Genomic DNA, 18,284 nt, shown 5'->3' with positions numbered 1-18,284 from the left:
CGCTCTCCTCTTCGGTTACGTCGGGAAGGGCGCGGGGCGGTCGGCTGTCCTTGTCCGGGAGTGCGACCGCTCCGCGAAGCGGAGGTTCAGGCGGCGGCGATGATCAGCGCGGCGACCAGCAGCCACAGGTGGTGAAAGGACTGGTCGAGGGCGTAGGCGCCGGTGCCGATGTGCGGGTTGTCGTCACGGCCGGCGCGCGGGGCGCCGAGCCGGTAGAACTCGCCCTTGCCGGTCACCCTGGCGAGCCACGCGAGCGTGGTGCGCCGGTCGGCCCACCAGTGCGAAACGGCGTCGACGCCGAGGCCGGCTGCCAAGCCGAGCACGGGCAGGTGCAGGTCCAGCAGCCATGCGGCCGACAGCAGGACGGCGAGCTTGGTGAGCGTCAGGGTGGCGACGTGCCGGGCGTCGGCGAGGCGGCCCGTCCAGCCGGGGCGGCCCTTGTGCGTGGACTGGTGCGAGGTCTGCACCCAGTGGTCGCCCACGCTGTGGGCGACGTACAGGGCGATAAACACGGCGGCGAAGGTGGCGGCCATCGAAGCGACTCCTTGGTCAGAGGCGATAGGGGTCGGTGATGGGTCAGCCGTTGCGGACGCGGCCGGAGACCGAGGTGGCCGACACGCTCAGGTGCCGGGCGTCGGAGAGGCGGACGTCGCCGGAGACGCTGGAGGCGCTGATGCGCCCGGATGCCGTTCGGGTCGCCCGCGCCTGGATGTCGCCGGAGGTGGTTTCCAGGGTGGCCTGGTGGCCGTCGTACAGGTCCACCTCGATGTCCCCGGAGACCGAGTCCGCGCTGATCTGCTCGGTGACGAGGTGGACGCGGATGTCGCCGGAGGTGGTGGTGGCGCGCAGCCGCCGGACACCGGCGACGTCCAGGTCGCCGGAGACGGAGCGGAACTCCATCCGGTCGAGATTGCCGTAGACCACCGCGTCGGCGGACTGCGAGACGACCGCGAGGCAGGAGCCCGAAGGCAGGCTCACCGTGACCTCGATCGGGCTGGCCACCTGCATGGTGCTCGCGCCGCCGGTGACGATGCGGCCGTTGATGATGGTCATGCCGGTCACCGAGCCGGTGACCGTGCCGAAGTTCTGCACGATGCGGTTGCCGGAGACGCTCTGCGTCATCACGTTGCCGGGCAGCTCCGGCACCTCGATGCCGAAGCCCTGCCCGGTCTGCGTGCTGCGGGTCCGGTTGACGGCGTCGGCCGCCGGCCCCGCGGTGTCCTCGGTGCGCACCACCACGCGGGCGGCGGACAGGCTGTCCAGCACCTGGACTCGGACGCTGCCAGCCGGCAGCGAGACGCCCAGCACGATCGAGCCCAGGGAGGCGAAGTTGAACACGCGCTCGGTCATGGAAGAACTCCTGACTGCGTCGGGATGGGAAGGCCAGAAGCGGCGGGCTGTCCTTGCCCGGGAGTGCCGCCGCATCTGGGATTCCAAGGCCACGCCACGTGGGGTGGCAGGCCCAATACCCCGGGGCGGATTCGATCCGCCGCCTCACGGCTCTACCGGGGCCAGCAGCGCCGGAACGCTGCCGAAGGGATGCGCTGTACCGCACGCGAGACGAGTCCCGCGTGGCCGCCTACTTGGCCGAGGAGAGGCGGCGTGATCCCCATTCAGTTGTCAAAGAACGATCACTTCCGGCAGGCGCGGTAACCCCTGGAGGGGCTCCCGTTCTCACGGGACCTGACGGCGCTTTCGTGCAGGTCAAACAGGGCCTGACGAGCGTTGGCCCTTCCGGGCCTGAGCCGCTCGTCCGGCTCTGCCTCAGAGTGCACTGTGAGGCAGAGTGCCGTCAAGCCCCCGCGGAACAAGGTGTGGGAGTCCCTGGTTCCAGCTCTGAGGCTCAGGCACTATGAGGCAGAGATCGAGACGAGGCATGGGGTGCAGATGGTCGAGTGGACCGGCAAGTTCGCCTACCAGCAGGTAGCCGATGAACTACGGCGCCGCATCGCGGACGGCGAGTTCGCCGAGACCCGACAACTCCCCTCGCTCGGGCAGCTCCAGAAGGCGTACGGCGTCACAGTGACCGTGGCTCGCGCGGCCATCAACCAGCTCAAGGCCGATGGGCTCGCTGTAAGCCACCAGGGCAAGGGCGTCTTCCTGACCCCCGACGCCGGTCGCACCGCCGCACACCTTGCCGACCCGGCCGGAGCCGTTGCCGACCTGCGCAAGGAACTTGAGCAGCTGCGAAGCGAGGTTGGCGAGCTCCGTCAGCGCGTCGCATCCCTGGAAGACAAGTGACTCTCCGGCGGGCCGGCATCGCCCTTCCGGAGCCGCGGCGCGTGGCATCTGAACCTCCTCGTTCGGTGTGCCACAAGTTCACCGCCCCGACTCGAAAACCTGTATCACGTTCCGCTACCTGACACGGTCGGAGCGGTTTTATACATCCGCTTACACATGCGCTATCACGAATTTCCATAGCCCTAGTCGAGCCGCTACACTCGCGACTCCGACTAGCTATCTAGGAGGGGCAGATGGCTCGGAAGCACCCGGATTGGAAACCCGATCTCCTGCGAATGCATCGCGATGAGGTAGGGCTCACTCTGGAGGAAACGGGGGAGAAGCTCCGCGAAATTGCGGAGCGCCACGGCTTCAATATTGCGGCGAACTTCCAGACCATCTGGGGCCACGAAAAAGGCTCGGTATACCCCGGTCCGCATTACCGTCGGGCGTACTGCCGCCTCTATCGTCGCAATGAGGCTCAACTCGGCTTCCGTAAGGCCCTGCCCGGAGAGGATGCCCCCGTGGAATCCGTGCCGGCACCCAATTCCGTCGAGCGAAAGCTCCCCGATCAACTGCACGCAGTGCGCCAAGCGCTGAACAGCATCCGTGAGGGGACTGACGATGTGGACAGCGAAGCTCTGCGCAATCGCGTCATCGACTCTTGGCGCCACGGCGCAGCAGGAAGTGGTACTGACGGCCCGGTCGTGGTCCTGGTCGGAGGGTACGCCGGATCAGGGAAGTCGGAATTTGCCAAATTCCTCGGAAGTGTTACGGGTTGGCCCATACTGGACAAGGATTCCCTAACCCGTCCGCTCGTCGACCAACTCTTGGTTGCACTCGGAGGGGAGGCGCACGACCGGAATTCGGACCTTTACCGAGACAAGGTTCGACCCTACGAATACCGGTGCCTCATGGAAGCCGCATGGGATAACCTGGACTGCGGAATTTCCACGATTCTCGACGCCCCATTCATCTCCGAATTCTCTCGATCCGAATGGATGCAGCGATTCCAGAACCGCTGCCGTTCCAAGCGGGTTTCCGTTGCAGCCATATGGGTCGAGTGCGATCCGGAGTCGATGCGTGAATACATCGAATTCCGGGGAGCCGCGCGCGACACCTGGAAAATGGAGGCGTGGGAGGAGTACCTCTCCGGGCTCGATCTGGAGATGCGCCCGCAGGGCCCGCACTTCGTCGTCGACAACCGGCTCGGCGCCGCAGTGGCTCTGGTCGACGAAGCCCGTGACGTCCTGAGTGGAGGTGGGCTGTGAATCCGTCCGCCGTTGTTCTGTACGGTCCTCCGGGGTCCGGCAAGGATACGATCACCGCCGAACTAAGCGCCTTGCGGCCAGAGTTCGCACTGTTCCAGCGGCTCAAGGCAGGCCCGGGCCGCACCACGGGATACCGGCTCACGACGCCCGAGCACATCGAGAAGCTGGTTCAAGCCGGAGAAGTGCTGTACCGCAACAGCCGGTACGACGCCGAGTACGCCATCGATCGGGGCGAAGTCTCGGCGCTCGTCGACTCCGGCCGTATCCCCGTTCTCCACATGGGGCAGGTCGTCGGTGCCCGTGCCGTCGCGGAGTTCCCGGTCAACTGGGTGCGGGTGCTCTTGTGGTGTCCGGAAGACGTGACGCGGCAACGATGCCAGGGGCGGGGAGACAAAGACCTGGACGCCCGGCTCAAGGTCTGGCACGAGACCCGGCAGGATCTCCTGGAGCATGCCACCGAGCCTTGGTCCCTGGTCATCCGCACCGACGATGTCAGCGCTGCTCAGGCGGCGCGTGCCATCGACACAGCCCGGTTGGCCGGCGTGCCCGCCGCAGTACGGGACATCCGTGGGTTGGTCGGATGACCGTCAGCGGGGTCCTTCACCCAGGAAGTATGGGCGCGGCCGTGGCAGCTCAGCTCCGGCACGGCGGCTCCGAGGTCCTCTGGTGCCCGACGGGGCGGAGTTCCGCCACCGAAGAGCGAGCTTTGCGGTACGGGCTGACTGCGGCGGGGAGCCTCGGAGAGTTGGTCGAGCGCGCTGAGGTCATCTTCAGCATCTGCCCTCCGGCGTACGCGGAGGACGTCGCAGTTCAGGTCTCCGCCCGCTCGTTCGCAGGGATCTACGTGGACGGCAACGCCATCTCACCGGCCTCCATGGCGCGCATCTGCACCATCCTGTCTCGGACCGAGGCGACCGTCGTCGACGGCTCCATCATCGGCTCGCCCCCTTCTGCCTCGAAGTCCACCCGCATGTACCTGTCGGGCCCCGGGAAGGCCCTGCCAGCGGTGGCGTCACTCTTCGCCGGAACGGCGGTACACGCTCATTCGTTGGCCGGCGGCATCGGTCGGGCTTCAGCGCTGAAGCTGTCGTACAGCAGCTACCAGAAGACGAGCCGCGTGCTCGCCGCCGTCTCCTACGCCCTCGCCCGGGACTACGGCGTCGAAGAGGAACTTCTCGACATCGCGAAGGGCCGCACGACCAGCTACCTCACCGAGACGGCCTACATCCCTAAAGTCGCCGCGCGGTCGTGGCGCTGGGAGCCGGAGATGGACGAGGTGGCCTTCACCCTGCGCGAAGCCGGCCTCCCTGCGGATCTGGCAGAAGCGTCTGCCACGATCATGCGCCGCTGGGGTGATTTCAGGGACTCACCGCTGAGCCTCCCCGAAGCGCTTGAGCACCTGCACGTCGCCCCGGACGACGAACCCGACTAAGCCGCCGCTCTCATCACTCCGATTGCCTCCACGACGCCCGGCACCACTACGTCGGGCTCGGGGAGGCCATCGGCCCATGTACGGCCGCCGGCCACCCACACCGAACGCAGGCCCGCCACGCGAGCCCCTCCAATGTCCGTCTCAGGCTTGTCCCCCACCATCCACCCTCCGGAGCCCAGCCGACGGCCGCACAATGTGGCGGCGGCTTTGAAGTGGGCGTACGCGGGCTTCCGAACACCTACCTCCTCCGAGATGCAGATGCCTTCGAAGAACGGCGCGAGCCCGGTTGCCGCGAGCTTCGCCCGCTGGACGTCCGCGGCCCCGTTCGTCGCGACGCCAAGGGTCCACCCTTCGGCACGCAGCCCTTCGAGCCCTTCGAGCACACCGGGAAAGCACCGCACTGAACGGGCGACCCCATCGACGTACTCCTGCCAGAGATCTCCGGGGGCATCGTCGAGCCCGAGCGTCTCCCGCAGGTGGACGAAGTCAGCCGGGTAGGTCCGTTCCCGGAGCCGCTCGCAGATGACGGCCGTCGCGCCCTCACCGAGTCGCCGAGACCTCGCGAAGTCGCGTGCCCAGCTCTCCAGCCCCCCGTTTCGATCGATCAAGGTGTTGTCGAGATCGAAAAGTGCCAGCACACTGCGACGCTACGTGATACCTCCGCGGCAGGGCACCCTTGGTGGCCGGCTCGCCTGCCTCGGGAACCACCCGTGCGTGCGCAGGGACGCCACCGTGCGCCGCCGTACATACACCGCCCGACCTGCCGCGTGAACCACCGCGGACGCCCCCATACAGCCGTACGCGCAGTTGAGCTGGTCATACAGCCCCGGGTCCGTGCTCATGATGGCTACCGCTTGGTGGCAGTAGACCGTCCCAACTGCGAGGTCGTCACAGTTGACTGGCTACCAACGCTACCGTGAGGTCGGACAGTTCTGGGACGATGCCGCTCTTACGTTCCTCTGACCAGCACGAACACCTGCGACCCCCCAGGCTCTCAACGCAGGATAATTGCGAGCTGTCCCGGACGAAAAATCTGGATCGGTGGACACGGACGCCCCCGAGTTGCCACGCTCTTCCTGTTCCACAGAAGCAGGCTTGCGAATTCGAAGCCTCTGAGCAATGGGGGTATCGGTGAGGAAATACGGGTTTCGAGATCACGTTTCCCAAGTTGGCCCTTTGCAGACTTGGCTGGTGCGGGAAAAGCGCCGCGCCGGCCTCAGCTTCGGAGAGCTTGCCGCATTGACGTACACCTCGAAATCCTCGTTACACCGAGCCACGCAAGGGTTTGAAATGCCCAGCCGACAGGTCTTCGAGGCATTTATCCAAGGTTGCGCATCAGACCCGGAGGCCGCCGAGCAGGCATGGCGGAATGCAGAGTTGATAAACTCCCTGCTCACGTTCAGAGTGCCATCGACTTACCCCGAGGACGTCACCAGTCACACCGAACTGCGCCTTGCTCTCGCACGTCTCGTGAAACAGAGAGGGCTGACTCTTCGAAAGATCGAAAAGTTGGCGGATCAGCGAGGTGCCAAGCTTCGTCGAAGCACGCTCAGTGATGCACTCAGCGGACGTCAAAACTTCAGCCGGAGGTCGACGAGCGAGCTTGTACGCACCTGCGGTGAAGCGGAAGACTCCATTCAAGCCTGGGACGAAGCATGGCAGCGCGCTGAGCGCTACAGGAGAAACCGAAACGGGCACCTAGGCGGGATTCGCAGACTCCCCGCAGGCGTCAGACACTACGTTGATCTTGGCATAGAAGAGATATTTCGTGTGGGCGAGCGGTACGGTGTCCCGGGTGCAGAGATAGAAATGCACATGCGTAGGCAGACAGACTTGAGACGTACGCCAGCAGCGCGTACCTACTGGGTTGAGCCTCCCACCTCTTGGAAGGAGTCTGTTTCGGTACCAGCTGGTGACCTCTCGGGGCAGATCGAAAAAGCTCTTCGTGAGGTTTTGACGAAGAGGGGCGATTTCCCATTTGATTGGTCGCTATTGCGCGAGCTTACGAGAGCCGTACTTCACGAGCTGCGTCACTATGAAGACGCTGGCGGAACTCGCGAGGCGGAGACTGCTGGTTAATTAGACCTTCCGCTTCGGGCACGGGATCAGGAGCGGAGTCCAAGGATTGCAGAGCCTACCGGTCGACGCATGAACGCGCAGATGATTACGCTCAACCAATTCCTACTTGGAGCGCCCAGCGGCTGAGAAAGAGGATGTGCGTGGTAGGCAGGCGAGTTAACCCTCCACGAATGCTTCCCATTGAGCGCTGCGGGCCCGTTGTGACGTGTACGCAGGGGGTGGCAGCTTGCCTTGGCATTTCGTCAAGGAAACACTGGAAGAACGGGAGGGGTGTGTGGTGGAAGGCTCGATCGAGCGGAAACCGCGCAGGCGTTGGACTTGGCCCGAAAGGTGGCAAGTCACACTGTCTGCGGCAGGTCTGCTGGTGACGCTCATCGCCACGGTGGGGCAGTTCGTCCACTAGGACGCCCACCTACGAACCCGTCGCGACCGGGAACTGCATATGCAGCGAGCCCGGTCTCGTGAAGAGCGACCGGGCTCGTGAACTGCACGAGGGCCTGGCTCTGGCAGGAGCTAGGCCCTCCAATTGCTTGTCATGGAGTACTCCACGCCATTGCTGAGCAGTGTGAACCGTACAACGGTGGGCCCCTCAATTCCATGGCGCGCCGCGGGCCGGTCAGTTCAGGAAGACCGTGCCGTGCTCTACCGTCCGCCAGCCAGGCTCCCTTGAGGGCGCTGTGCGCGGAGCAGGCCCCTGGTGCGATGGGCGCCTAGCTCGTCAGAGGCCGGGCCAACGGGAGCATAAGCGGGTTGGCCCGGCACCATTCGTTGTCCTGGTCTTTGTCCTGTGCGCTCGCGGGCACCGCCGTTCACCGCCGTACGCGCGCCCCGTCTGGCCTGCTCTGCGAACGCCCACGGACACCCCCGTACGGCCGCGCGCACAGTTGGAAAGCGTGTTGGGGGCAACCCCTCACGAGTTCGAATCTCGTATCCTCCGCCAGCTCAGTGGGCCGGTCCGCATCAGCGGGCCGGCCCACTGGCGTTTTCGGTGCCGCCGGGGCTGATGCCCGCAGTGGTTCGGGCCGGTAGCGGCGAAGTCCCGAAGGCCCCGGTGCCGGAAAGCCATGTCCGGGTTGCGTGGCTATGCTATGGAATGTGATCAAGCCTGGACGGCTGTGGTTTCGGCGGCGGGCCGGGCGGGAGCTGTTTACCCTGCTGTCGCCGGTGTTCCTGACCGTGGTGATCGCGAGCCTGGCGTACAACACGCCGCGGAGCATGGCGTTCAGTCGGCTGCTGCCCGCGGCGCCCGCGTTGGCGGCGGCTATGTGGCCGGTGCTGCCGACGGTGCTGCTGGGGACGATCTGTCTGTTTTTGATGATCGGGCTGGGGATCGTGTTCCCGGATCTGGGGACGGGGTACACGGCGGCGGGGATCGTGGCGGTGACCGTGGCGGCGGCGTACGGGAGTCATGCGCGGTTGCAGCGGGAGCGGACGTTGTTCCAGGTGCGGCTGGTGGCGGACGCGGCGCAGCAGGTGGTGCTGAGTCCGATGCCGCGGCGGTGCGGGAGCCTGGAGATCGAGTCGCTGTATCTGGCCGCGGCGGCGGAGGCGCGGATCGGGGGCGACTTCTACGAGGTGGCGGACACCCGGTTCGGGGTGCGGCTGCTGATCGGGGACGTGCGGGGCAAGGGGCTGCCGGCGGTGGGGTCGGCGGCGGCGATGGTGAACTCGTTCCGCGAGGCCGCGTACGACGTGCCCGACCTGGGGGATCTCGCGCGCCGGCTGGAGGCGAGCAGCACCCGGTACAGCGCCGCGTTCCCTCCCGACGACCTCATGGAGCGGTTCACCACCGCCCTGCTCGTCGAGATCCCGCACGAGGGCGGCCGGATCGGCGTCCTCAACTGCGGGCATCCCCCGCCGCTGCTGCTGGGCGACGGGGGGCTGCGGGTGCTGGAGTCCACCGCCCCGTCGCCGCTGCTCAATCTGGCGGGGCTGATCGGGGACACGTACAGCGTCGACGTCTTCGACGTCTCCCCCGGTGACCTGCTGCTGCTCTACACGGACGGGGTCACCGAGGCACGCGACCACGACGGGACGTTCTTCCCGCTCCAGGACTGGATGCGCCGGCAGACCCCGGCGCGGCCCCGGGCGCTGCTCGACGCCCTGCATCGCGATCTGCTGCGGTACAGCCGGGGTGGGTTGGATGATGATATTGCCGCGCTTGCCGTTCGGGTCGCAGCGGCGACTCAGTAGCAGTCGCCGAAGGCCGACCTCTGGCGCTTTTCCAGCCAGCCCCTGAACAGGGCCGCCACCGGCGGAGCCGGAACGCCCGACCGCTCGTCCGGGCCGGCCACCGACGCCAGCCAGGCGGGCATGAACTTCAGGGTCCACGAGGGCGCCGTCTTGCGCATGTGGGTCGCGAAGCCCTTCCACACCTTCTCGTTCAGGGCGGGCGCGAGGCGGCCGGAGAGTTCGCGTTCCTCGTCCGCCGCGTGCCGCGCGAGCTCGTCGCGGAGCGGGTGGGTGAGCCGGGCCAGCTCCGCCGCCGCGGCCGGGTCGGTGCCCAGGCCACGGGCGGTGTCGTGCCAGCGGTGCAGGTTCTTCGCCAGTTCGTCGTGTTCCCTCGTCATGAGCGTGAGGGCGGCCTCGTCGGCCCCCAGCCGGCGCAGGCTGGGCCAGAGGAACTCGTCCTCGCCCTCGTGGTGGTGCTCGATGATCAGGGACAGCTTCTCGACGTACGCGCGGAGGGTGGCCGCCCGTTCCGCGTCCGGGGCCGTGACCAGGCCCTCCGCCGTACGGGCGACGCGGTCCAGGTCGCGCACCATCGCGCGGTGGGCCAGCAGCATGGTCCGGTGGCCGGAGGCCAGGGACCGGAAGGGGAGGGGGGTGGACGGCGTCGACTGGGTCATCGGTGCTCCTCGGGGCTCCTCGGGGTTCCGTGCGGGGGCGGGGGCGGGGCGCGTCAGGCGGTGTCCTTCAGGAGCGTGGCCAGCGCGGCCGCCAGGCGCTCCACCTCCGCCTCCGTGCCCACCGAGATCCGCAGCCGGCCCGGCATGCCGAGCGCGTCGAGGGCGCGGACGAAGATGCGGTGCTCGGCGGCGAGCCGGGCTGCGAACCGGGCGCTGTCGCCCGGCGGCGGCACGTCGACCATCACGAAGTTGCTCGCGGACGGCGCGTGGACGAGGCCGAGCGCGTCCAGGGCCGTGCCGAGGAGTTTCCGCGCCCGGGCGTTCGCCGCGCGTACGCGGTCGAGGTGGTCGGGGTGCTCCAGGGCACGCAGGACGGCCCGCTGGGCCTGGCGGTTGACGTTGAACGGCAGCGCGCTCGCGGTGGCGGTGACCCGGGCGATCAGGTCGGCGGGGCCGAGCGCGACCCCCATCCGTACCGAGGCCAGACCCCACGCCTTGGAGAACGTCCTGGTCACCAGCGCCCGCCGGCCCTCTCTGACCGCTTCGAGGGCGAACTCGTGGGCGGGGCCCGCGAAGTCGACGTACGCCTCGTCGAAGACGACGACACCGCCGCCCTCGTCGGCCGCGTCCAGCAGCCGGGCGACGGAGGCGCGGTCGAGGAGCGACCCGGTCGGGTTGAGCGGGTTGCAGACGAACGTCAGCTCGGCCCCGGCGGCGATCCGCCCGGCCAGGGCGCCCACGGGCACGGCGGCGCCGTCCAGCGGGAGGGTGACCGGGACGCGGCCCACGGCCGCGGCGGACATCGCGTAGCCGGGGAAGGTGGTGGCGGTGGTCAGGACCGTGGTGCCGGGTCGGTCGCGGAGGAACGTCAACGAGGTGACCAGGACCAGCTCGTCCGTGCCGTTCCCGACGGCGACCATGCCGAGGGGCACGTCGAAGTGGGTGGCCAGCGCCTCCCGCAGCTCGCGGCAGTCGGCGTCCGGGTAGCGGTTGAGGTGGCGGTCGGCCTCGTCGTGGACCGCCTCGACCGTGCCGGGCGGCGGCCCGTAGGGGTTCTCGTTGAGGTGCAGACGGAGGTGGTCCCCGCCGTCCGGGATCTCGGTGTCGGCGAAGAAGCCGGGAGGCAGAACCTGGTCCTGGGACATGGGGATCCTTAGGGGGAGAGGGGGACCCTTAGGGGGGAGGCGACGGGGTGAGGAACCCGTACGGGGGGCTGGGGGAACCCGTATGGCCGGCGGCCCGCGCGCCGCGTGCCTCAGACGCCCGACGTCGTCTCCGGGTCGAACTCCGTCCGCAGCGCCGGCAGGGCCAGTGCCAGCACCGCCGCGCAGGCGCTGAGCACCGTGCCGACCAGGAACGCCGAGTGGAAGCTGTCCAGCAGCGCGTCCGACAGCGGTGCGCCGTCGGCCAGTTCGTCGTCCAGCCTGCCGCTCGCGAGCGCGGCCAGGACGGCGAGACCGGTCGCGCCGCCGATCTGCTGGCCGGTGTTGAGGACCCCGGACGCCGCGCCGGAGTCCGCCTTCGCGACCCCGCTCACCGCGGCCACCACCATCGGCACCATGGCCAGCCCGTAGCCGGCGGCGCACAGCAGCAGGGTGGGCAGGATGTCCGACGCGTACGACGCCTCGGCCGGCGCCCGCAGCAGCAGCGCGAGGCCGGCGGTGGCCGCGCCCAGTCCGGTCAGGCACAGGATCCGGCTGCCGAGCTTCGGCAGCAGCTGGATGGCCAGGCCCGAGAAGACCGCCATGGTCACGCCGAACGGCGCCCAGGACAGGCCGGCCCGCAGCGGTGACCACTGCTGCAGGATCTGCATGTACTGGGTGAGGAAGAAGAAGATGCCGTACAGGCCGGAGGCGGCGAGCAGCATCATCACGTTCGCGACCGCGATCTGCCGGCGGGCGAAGATGCCCAGCCGGATCAGCGGCTGCGCGGCGCGCGACTCCCGCACCACGAACCCCGCCAGCAGCACACCGGCGCCGACGAGGCCGAGGACGGTCGCGGCGGAGCCCCACGGGCGGTGGCTGGTGCTGATCACGGAGTAGACGAGCAGCAGCAGCCCGGACGTGATGAGCAGGGCGCCCGTGGTGTCGGTCGAGGTGCCCTTGGCCGGGGCCTCGCGGTCGGCGAGCGCGGGGCGCAGCGTGAGCGCGAACAGCAGGACGCCGACGGGGATGTTGACGAAGAAGACCCACCGCCAGTCGACGGTGTCGGTGATGACCCCGCCGAGCAGCACGCCGGAGACCCCGGAGATGCCGGTCAGGCCGCCCCACACGCCGAGCGCCTTCCGCCGCTCCTTCGCCTCCGCGAACGCGGTGATGAGGATGGACAGGGCCGCCGGACTGAGCAGGGCCGCGCCGAAGCCCTGGGCGCCGCGCGCGACGATCAGCGTCTCGGGGTTCTGTGCGAGGCCGCAGGCGAGCGAGGATGCGGTGAAGACGGCGAGGCCGGCGAGGAACACCCGGCGGCGGCCGAAGAGGTCCGCGCACCGGCCGCCGAGCACCAGGAAGCCGCCGAACAGCAGCATGTAGGCGTCCACGACCCAGGCCAGCGACGCCTGTTCGAAGTCGAGGGACGTCCGGATGGTCGGGAGCGCCATCGCGACGACCGTGTCGTCGATGATGACCATGAACTGTGCCCCACAGGTCACCGCGAGCACCAGCCCCGCCGCCCGGCCCGCCGCTCCGGTCGCGGCCGGCGGGGCGGTCTCGGCCGTCGCGGTCGTCCCGGTCGTCCTCCCGGCCGTAGCCCTGCCCATGCGTCCTCCTGTTCGCCCTGCCACCGACGCGCTCCCGCTCGGGTCGCTCCGGGCCGCTCGGGTCCGCTGCGGGCCGCTCCGGGCCGCTCCGGTGGTACGGCCGTATCCCGGTCCCGGAGCCGCCGTTCATCGCCGCGCGGTGTGGCGGTTCCCATGGATGTGCCGGAAACCTACGGCGCCGGTGGGCCGGGCACGTGACAGGCGGACATGGCAGATCCCTGCCATATGGCGGGCGTTCCTCCTGCCATACGACTGCCATACGACTGCCATGCCACTGCCGCCCGACCGGCACACGCCTGCCGCACACCTGCCATGCCGCTGACACGCGCCCGACGTCCCGCACCGGCAGAACCCTGCCGGTGCCGCACCTGTCCACCGGCAGGACCGGGTCATTGTCCGGCCCGCGCGGCGCTGCCTGTAATGGGCCGCACCACCGTCTGGAGGGGGCAGCCGATGGGCAGTTCACCCCGCGTGGTCGATTTCGTCACGGACTTCCTGCGCCTGCAGGGGGTGCGCCACGTGTTCGGAGTCGGCGGCGCCAACATCGAGGACCTGTACGACGCGCTGCACCTGGCGCAGGACGGTCCGCTGGGCGTGGTGGCCAAGCACGAGTTCTCGGCGGCCGCCATGGCCGACGGCTACCACCGGGCGTCGCAGCGCGTCCCGGTGATCGTGTCCACCTCGGGCGCCGGCGCGATGAACCTGGTGCCCGGCATCGCCGAGCTCCGGGCGTCCTGCGTGCCGGCCGTCGTGCTCGTCGGCCAGCCGTCGGCAGCCCTGGACGGGCGCGGCTCCTTCCAGGAGACCAGCGGCCTCGCCGGCTCGATCGACGCCGTGCGGCTCTTCGGCGAACTGGCCGTTTCCTGCGTCCGCGTGGACGAACCCGAGGCGATCACCGACGCCCTCCCGCGCGCCTTCGCGGCGGCGACGGACCCCGCCTCGCCCGGCCCCGCGGTGCTGCTGCTCCCCAAGGACGTCCAGCAGGCCGTGCTCCCCGCCTGGGCGCCGCCCCGGCCGGTGGCACCGGCCGCGCCTCCGCTGTCGGCCCCGGCCGTACGCGCCCGGGCGGCCGGCCTGCTGCGGGACGCGGCGCGGCGTCCCGGCGGTGTCGTGGTGATCGCCGGGGAGGGGGTGGCGCGCGCCGACGCCCGCCCTCGGCTCGCCGCGCTGGTACGCCGGCTGTCCGCCGGGGCCGCCGGTGTCACCGGGGCTGCCAGTTTTGCCGAAGCCGCCGGTGTCACCGGGGCTGTAGGTGCCGCGGGGGGCGTCGGGGTGGCCGTAGTACCGGACGCCAAGGACGTCTTCGCCCCCCGCGATCCGCACCACCTCGGCATCGCCGGCCCCATCGGCCCGGCCGCGGTGCAGGAGGCGCTGGAACGGGCGTCCGCCGTCCTGCTCGCCGGCACCCGCCTGCCGCAGATGGCCGACGGCGGACCGCGCGACCGCCTCAAGGCCGTGCCGGTGGTGTCCCTCGACCCGCGCGAGCCCTTCCTCGACGCGCACGGGGAACTGATCCGGCTCACGGGCCCGCTCGCCGCCGAACTCGACCTGCTCAGCGCGGCATTGGGACCGGCGGACGACGACGCGCGGCCCGCTCCCGTCGTACGGCCCACCCCACCCGCCCCACCGCCCCCGCCGGACGCCCCCCTCGACATGCGCACCGCCGCCCTCCTCGTCTCGGCCGCCCTGCCCGAGGGCACCACCGTGGTGGCCGACGCCGGGAACACCGGCGCCGTCGCCCTCCACCACATCGACGTACCCCCCGGCGGCCGGTTCGTCGCCGCGCTCGGCATGGGCGGCATGGGCCACGGCTTCGGCGCCGGCATCGGGGCCGCTTTCGCCACCGGGCGCCGTACCTGCGTCGTCGCGGGCGACGGGGCGTTCTTCATGCACGGCATGGAGGTGCACACCGCCGTCGAGCACCGGCTGCCCGTCACGTTCGTGGTGTTCAACAACAACGCGCACGGCATGTGCGCCACCCGGGAGCGCCTGTTCTTCTCCGGCGACTACTCCTACAACCTCTTCCGCCCGGCCCGGATCGGCGACGGCGCCGCCGCCCTGTTCCCCGGCCTGGCGGCCGTGACCGTCCGTACGGCGGGAGAGCTGACCGCGGCCCTCGGCCGCGCCCACGCCACCCCCGCGCCCGCGCTGATCTGCGTGGACGTCGACCCCACCGAGATGCCGCCGTTCCGGCCGTTCCTGCAGCACGCGCTGCGCGCCGGAGCCGGGCGGCCCGCCCGTGAAGGAGCAGTGCCAGGATGACCACCTCCGTCGGCGAGAACGCCGGTCAGCCCACCCCCGTCCCCGGTTACGTCGCCCCCGACCCGGTCCCGGCCGGCATCAGGGACGTCCCGGGCCTGCTGCGCTGGGAGACCACCCCGCGCGAGGAGGCCATGGCCCTCGCCGCGCAGCTGACCAAGGAGAGCTTCACCTACGACGAGGTGTACGGGCGGTTCGTCACCGTCCACCAGTACATCGACGCGCCGCCGCAGGCCGTGTACGACTACCTCACGGACGTCCGGCACCTCAACGAGTACACGTACAGCACACGGGACTTCGCCCCGACCGACGTCCCCGGCGTCCATCAGGGCCGGGACGTCCTGCTCGACGACACCACCAAGATCTTCATGCGGATCGACGGCGACCCCGACGCGCTCACCGTCGACATGCGGTGCGCCTGGGACCAGGGCAGGGAACTGTGGATGAACTACCTCCACCGGATCGTCCCGGCGGAGATCGTCCTGAACAAGCCCGGCTCGGTCGTCATCTGGACCAACTGCCGCCACCCCTACTACGACAAGAACCCCTACCCCGAGCTGGCCTCCTCGCCGGAGCGGCCGTGGGTCGGCGACATGTGGCCGCTGTTCTACGCGGGCCACCAGGTGGAGATCGACAACCTGAAGAAGATCCTGGAGCACCGGTTCGGGGGCGGCGGCGCCGCATGAAGGACGTGAGCCTGCTCGAAGTCGCCTCCTACCTGCCCGGCGAACCGGTCGGCACCGAGTACTTCCTGGCGTATCAGGGGGGAGGCGGCGAGAACACGGACTCCGCCACCCACACCATGTTCAAGGCGCCGGCCTTCCGCCACCAGGCGGCCCGGGACGAGACGCCCGCCGACATGATGGAGCGGGCCGCGCACACCCTCGCCGAGCGCGTCGGACGGGACACGCTGCGCGGCGTCGACGTCGTCCTCACCAACACCCTGCTGCCGGAAGTCCCGTTCACCGGCCCCGGCGCCGAGGTGGCGCACCGGCTCGGCATCCGGGCCGACTGGGTGATCGACGCGCACAACGGCGGCTGCGCCTCCTTCGTCCACCTGCTGCGGCTGGCCCGGGTGCTCGTCGGCACCGGGCAGGCGCGGTCCGCGCTGCTGCTCAACGTGCAGAACTGCGCGGGGCCCGTGATGACCCAGTCCGAGGTGCGCAAACTGCCGGAGGCGGTCATTCCAGGGGACGGCTGCGGGGCGGCCCTGGTGGCCGCGTCGTCGGAGTCGCCGGTCCTCGGCGTCCGGGTCGCCAACCACGGCGAGTACACCCGGGACTGCGGACTCACCCTCGCCGACGGCCGCAAGTACTGGGAGCCGGGAAGCAGCCAGATGCACGTCGGGTTCACGCCCGGCCGGGTCAGGGACATCGTCGAGCGCGGCAACCGGCTGGTGCCCGACGTGGTCTCGGGGTTGTGCGAGGAGCTTGGGCTGAAGACCGGCGACCTCGACGTGCTGATCACCAACCAGCCGAACCGGATGTTCCTGGAGCAGTGGCGGAACCGGCTCTCCCTCGACCCCGCCCGGCACCTGGACACCTTCGACCGGTTCGGGAACCTCTTCGGCGCGGCCGTGCCCATCACCCTCGACCACGGCCTCCGCGAGGGCCGGATCGCCGACGGCAGCCTGCTGATGCTCGCCGGTTTCGCCCACGCGGGGGACTTCGCGGGCGCGGCGGCGGTCCGCTGGCGGGGCGGGGGCGCGCGGGTGTAGCGGAACGCGCGCTGCCTCCCCTCCCAACCGGCCGACCCCTCATGGCCCCCGGTGGCGGGCCACCCACGCCACGCCACCGGGTGATCGACGGGCGGTGGATCCGCCGCCCGGGTTACCTCCACCCGCACATCAGTTCAGTGGAAAGGCGAACCGATCATGCGCAAGAAGCTCACCGCCACCTCCGTCGCCACCGCGGCCCTGCTGCTGGGCGGCCTCGCCGTGGCCGGACCGGCCGCCGCGACCCCCGCCGGTGTCCAGGTGGTCAGTGCCCGGTACGACTGCGGCCCGTTCGGCGTCACCGACCTGACGATCGAGGCCACGGCCGACAACGGCGTCGGCTCCGTCCGCTTCTCCACCGGCGCCGGCCTCGCCCCGGCGGACATCCCCGCCGGCTCGATCAGCGCCACGCTGCGGCTGCGGAAGGCCGACGGCGGCGTCGCCTCCTTCAGCGGCACCGCCAACGCCGCGACCCCGGCCGGACAGCCGGTCGTCGTCGGCCCGCTCACCGGGCCGGTGGCGGCGGGCGACCGGCTCGACTCCTACCTCCCGGCCGCCGGTTCGGGCGACACGTCCCTCAGCCTGAACGTCCTCGGCACCGCCAACACCTGCACGGCCGTGACCGCGCAGACCCCGGGCCCGCTCGTCTTCTGACCGGATCCGCTCGCCTTCCGAGCAGGCGCGGGTACGGCCCGGGGCCTTCCGTGACGGCTGACGGGCCCCGGGGCGTACGGCCGAGGGGCCATCCCAGGGCGTACGGCCGAGGGGCCATCCCCGGGCGTACGGCCGGGGGGCGCGGCCCGTTCCGGATGCCGGGCCCGGGCGTCGTTCCGCGGCGGCCGGGCCCGGCGTGACGTACGGCTTCACGAGCCGGGCGCCGGTCATGGCGCGCCCCCCTGCACCGCGCGCACGACGTGCACACGCGACGCGCAGCCCAACTTCTGCATCACCACCCGGAGGTGATTGGTCACCGTCCACTCGGAGATCCCCAGCCGGCGCGCGATCTGCCGGTTGGTGAGGCCCTCCGCGACCAGGAGGGCGATCTGGTGCTGCCGCGGGGTCAGCCCGTGCGGGGCCGTCCCCCGGCGTGCCCCGCACGCGGGCTCGGGTTCGGGCTCGGGAGGCGGGGCGAACAGGGCGGCGACCAGGGCGTCGTGCAGGGACACCCGCTCCGCGTCCCGGCGCAGCCGCCGGAGCGGGCGGACCGCGACGTGCCCCGCGAGGCGCCGGGCGAGTTCGTCGGCGGCGTCCCCGCCGTCGGGCACGACGCCGTACCGCCGCCGGACGGCCTCCGCGTGCGCCAGCACCCGGGCGACGGCGTGCCACCGCTCCTCGTCCTCACGCGCCCCGGCGGAGGTGACGGCCACCGTCTCCAGGGCCTCGGCCACCTGCGCGGGGTCGCCGGTGCCCATGAGCAGCCGGGCCGCCTCGCGGGCGGTCTCGTGCGCCTCCCGGTTCCGTCCCAGCGCCCGGCGGACCCGGGCGAGCGCCGTGAGCAGGGACGCCCGGAGCGCGGCGTCGTCCGGCCCGTCGTCCAGGGCGTCCAGGGCACGCAGCAGGGGCCGTTCGGCAGCCGGGTCGGCGTGCGCGGCCCGCAGCAGGGCCTGGGCGCGCCGGGCCAGCGCGGCGGTGCGGCGGTCGCCGTGGGCGTCGAGCCGGCGTACGGCGGGGTCCAGGACGTCGGCGGCGAGGGCCGGTTCGCCGC

At 70.4% G+C, this 18,284-nt stretch carries 17 protein-coding genes; 10 read left to right on the top strand and 7 right to left on the bottom strand.

The genetic code is table 11. From position 1 onward, the window contains the following. Positions 1-86: 86 nt before the first annotated feature. Positions 87-533, bottom strand: coding sequence for a DUF3307 domain-containing protein (locus tag JNW98_RS24620; protein ID WP_223770474.1), 447 nt, complete (start codon positions 531-533; stop codon positions 87-89). Positions 534-576: 43 nt separating this feature from the next. After that, positions 577-1,350: a DUF4097 family beta strand repeat-containing protein gene (locus tag JNW98_RS24615; protein ID WP_223770473.1), complete on the bottom strand. Its 774-nt coding sequence runs from the start codon at positions 1,348-1,350 to the stop codon at positions 577-579. A gap of 537 nt (positions 1,351-1,887) precedes the next feature. On the opposite strand from JNW98_RS24615, the gene JNW98_RS24610 reads away from it, so the two are divergent. The 4 genes from JNW98_RS24610 to JNW98_RS24595 all read left to right on the top strand — a co-directional run bounded on the left by JNW98_RS24610 (position 1,888) and on the right by JNW98_RS24595 (position 4,923). Beyond that, positions 1,888-2,241 (top strand): winged helix-turn-helix domain-containing protein, encoded by a 354-nt coding sequence (locus tag JNW98_RS24610; protein ID WP_223770498.1) that lies wholly within the window; start codon positions 1,888-1,890, stop codon positions 2,239-2,241. Between the two features lie 233 nt (positions 2,242-2,474). After that, positions 2,475-3,491: a P-loop nucleotide/nucleoside kinase family protein gene (locus tag JNW98_RS24605; RefSeq protein ID WP_223770472.1), complete on the top strand. Its 1,017-nt coding sequence runs from the start codon at positions 2,475-2,477 to the stop codon at positions 3,489-3,491. Continuing rightward, positions 3,488-4,075, top strand: coding sequence for an ATP-binding protein (locus JNW98_RS24600; protein ID WP_223770471.1), 588 nt, complete (start codon positions 3,488-3,490; stop codon positions 4,073-4,075). The genes JNW98_RS24605 and JNW98_RS24600 overlap by 4 nt, the downstream gene beginning before the upstream one ends. Next, on the top strand, positions 4,072-4,923 hold the full coding sequence (locus tag JNW98_RS24595) for an NAD(P)-dependent oxidoreductase (RefSeq protein WP_223770470.1): 852 nt from the start codon (positions 4,072-4,074) through the stop codon (positions 4,921-4,923). The genes JNW98_RS24600 and JNW98_RS24595 overlap by 4 nt, the downstream gene beginning before the upstream one ends. Here JNW98_RS24595 and JNW98_RS24590 read toward each other — a convergent pair. Continuing rightward, on the bottom strand, positions 4,920-5,561 hold the full coding sequence (locus tag JNW98_RS24590; protein WP_223770469.1) for an HAD family hydrolase: 642 nt from the start codon (positions 5,559-5,561) through the stop codon (positions 4,920-4,922). The two genes, JNW98_RS24595 and JNW98_RS24590, sit on opposite strands and share 4 nt — an antisense overlap. A gap of 481 nt (positions 5,562-6,042) precedes the next feature. On the opposite strand from JNW98_RS24590, the gene JNW98_RS36935 reads away from it, so the two are divergent. Both JNW98_RS36935 and JNW98_RS24585 read left to right on the top strand, forming a co-directional pair. Beyond that, entirely contained in the window at positions 6,043-7,002 is a 960-nt protein-coding gene (locus JNW98_RS36935) for a helix-turn-helix domain-containing protein (RefSeq protein WP_372459318.1), read from the top strand. Positions 7,003-8,217: 1,215 nt separating this feature from the next. Beyond that, positions 8,218-9,195 (top strand): PP2C family protein-serine/threonine phosphatase, encoded by a 978-nt coding sequence (locus tag JNW98_RS24585; protein WP_223770497.1) that lies wholly within the window; start codon positions 8,218-8,220, stop codon positions 9,193-9,195. On the opposite strand, the gene JNW98_RS24580 is transcribed toward JNW98_RS24585, so the two are convergent. The 3 genes from JNW98_RS24580 to JNW98_RS24570 all read right to left on the bottom strand — a co-directional run bounded on the left by JNW98_RS24580 (position 9,189) and on the right by JNW98_RS24570 (position 12,606). Beyond that, positions 9,189-9,851 (bottom strand): hemerythrin domain-containing protein, encoded by a 663-nt coding sequence (locus tag JNW98_RS24580; protein WP_223770468.1) that lies wholly within the window; start codon positions 9,849-9,851, stop codon positions 9,189-9,191. The two genes, JNW98_RS24585 and JNW98_RS24580, sit on opposite strands and share 7 nt — an antisense overlap. A gap of 53 nt (positions 9,852-9,904) precedes the next feature. Next, the gene (locus tag JNW98_RS24575) at positions 9,905-10,996 is read right to left on the bottom strand and encodes a pyridoxal phosphate-dependent aminotransferase (RefSeq protein ID WP_223770467.1); all 1,092 of its coding nucleotides are present in this window, start codon (positions 10,994-10,996) and stop codon (positions 9,905-9,907) included. A gap of 110 nt (positions 10,997-11,106) precedes the next feature. Then, positions 11,107-12,606, bottom strand: coding sequence for an MFS transporter (locus tag JNW98_RS24570; RefSeq protein WP_223770466.1), 1,500 nt, complete (start codon positions 12,604-12,606; stop codon positions 11,107-11,109). Between the two features lie 453 nt (positions 12,607-13,059). Between JNW98_RS24570 and JNW98_RS24565 the strand changes: the two genes are divergently transcribed. From JNW98_RS24565 to JNW98_RS24550, 4 genes are all read left to right on the top strand, one after another. Next, positions 13,060-14,868 carry a thiamine pyrophosphate-binding protein gene (locus JNW98_RS24565; RefSeq protein ID WP_223770465.1) on the top strand — a complete coding sequence of 603 codons (1,809 nt, stop codon included), beginning with the start codon at positions 13,060-13,062 and terminating at the stop codon, positions 14,866-14,868. Beyond that, on the top strand, positions 14,865-15,551 hold the full coding sequence (locus tag JNW98_RS24560) for an SRPBCC family protein (RefSeq protein ID WP_223770464.1): 687 nt from the start codon (positions 14,865-14,867) through the stop codon (positions 15,549-15,551). Before JNW98_RS24565 ends, JNW98_RS24560 begins: the two co-directional genes overlap by 4 nt. Further along, positions 15,548-16,582, top strand: a complete 1,035-nt coding sequence (locus JNW98_RS24555; RefSeq protein WP_223770463.1) for a 3-oxoacyl-ACP synthase III family protein — start codon at positions 15,548-15,550, stop codon at positions 16,580-16,582. The genes JNW98_RS24560 and JNW98_RS24555 overlap by 4 nt, the downstream gene beginning before the upstream one ends. 156 nt (positions 16,583-16,738) lie before the next feature. Beyond that, complete coding sequence (locus JNW98_RS24550; RefSeq protein WP_223770462.1) at positions 16,739-17,233, top strand: hypothetical protein; 495 nt, start codon at positions 16,739-16,741, stop codon at positions 17,231-17,233. Between the two features lie 227 nt (positions 17,234-17,460). Here the strand turns inward: JNW98_RS24550 and JNW98_RS24545 are convergent. Continuing rightward, a partial coding sequence (locus JNW98_RS24545) for a helix-turn-helix transcriptional regulator (RefSeq protein ID WP_223770461.1) occupies positions 17,461-18,284 on the bottom strand: 824 nt, incomplete at its 5' end.

The sequence above is a fragment of the Streptomyces huiliensis genome (genome assembly GCF_020037025.1).
Classification (GTDB): domain Bacteria; phylum Actinomycetota; class Actinomycetes; order Streptomycetales; family Streptomycetaceae; genus Streptomyces; species Streptomyces huiliensis.
This window is presented reverse-complemented; position numbering and strand designations above follow the sequence as displayed.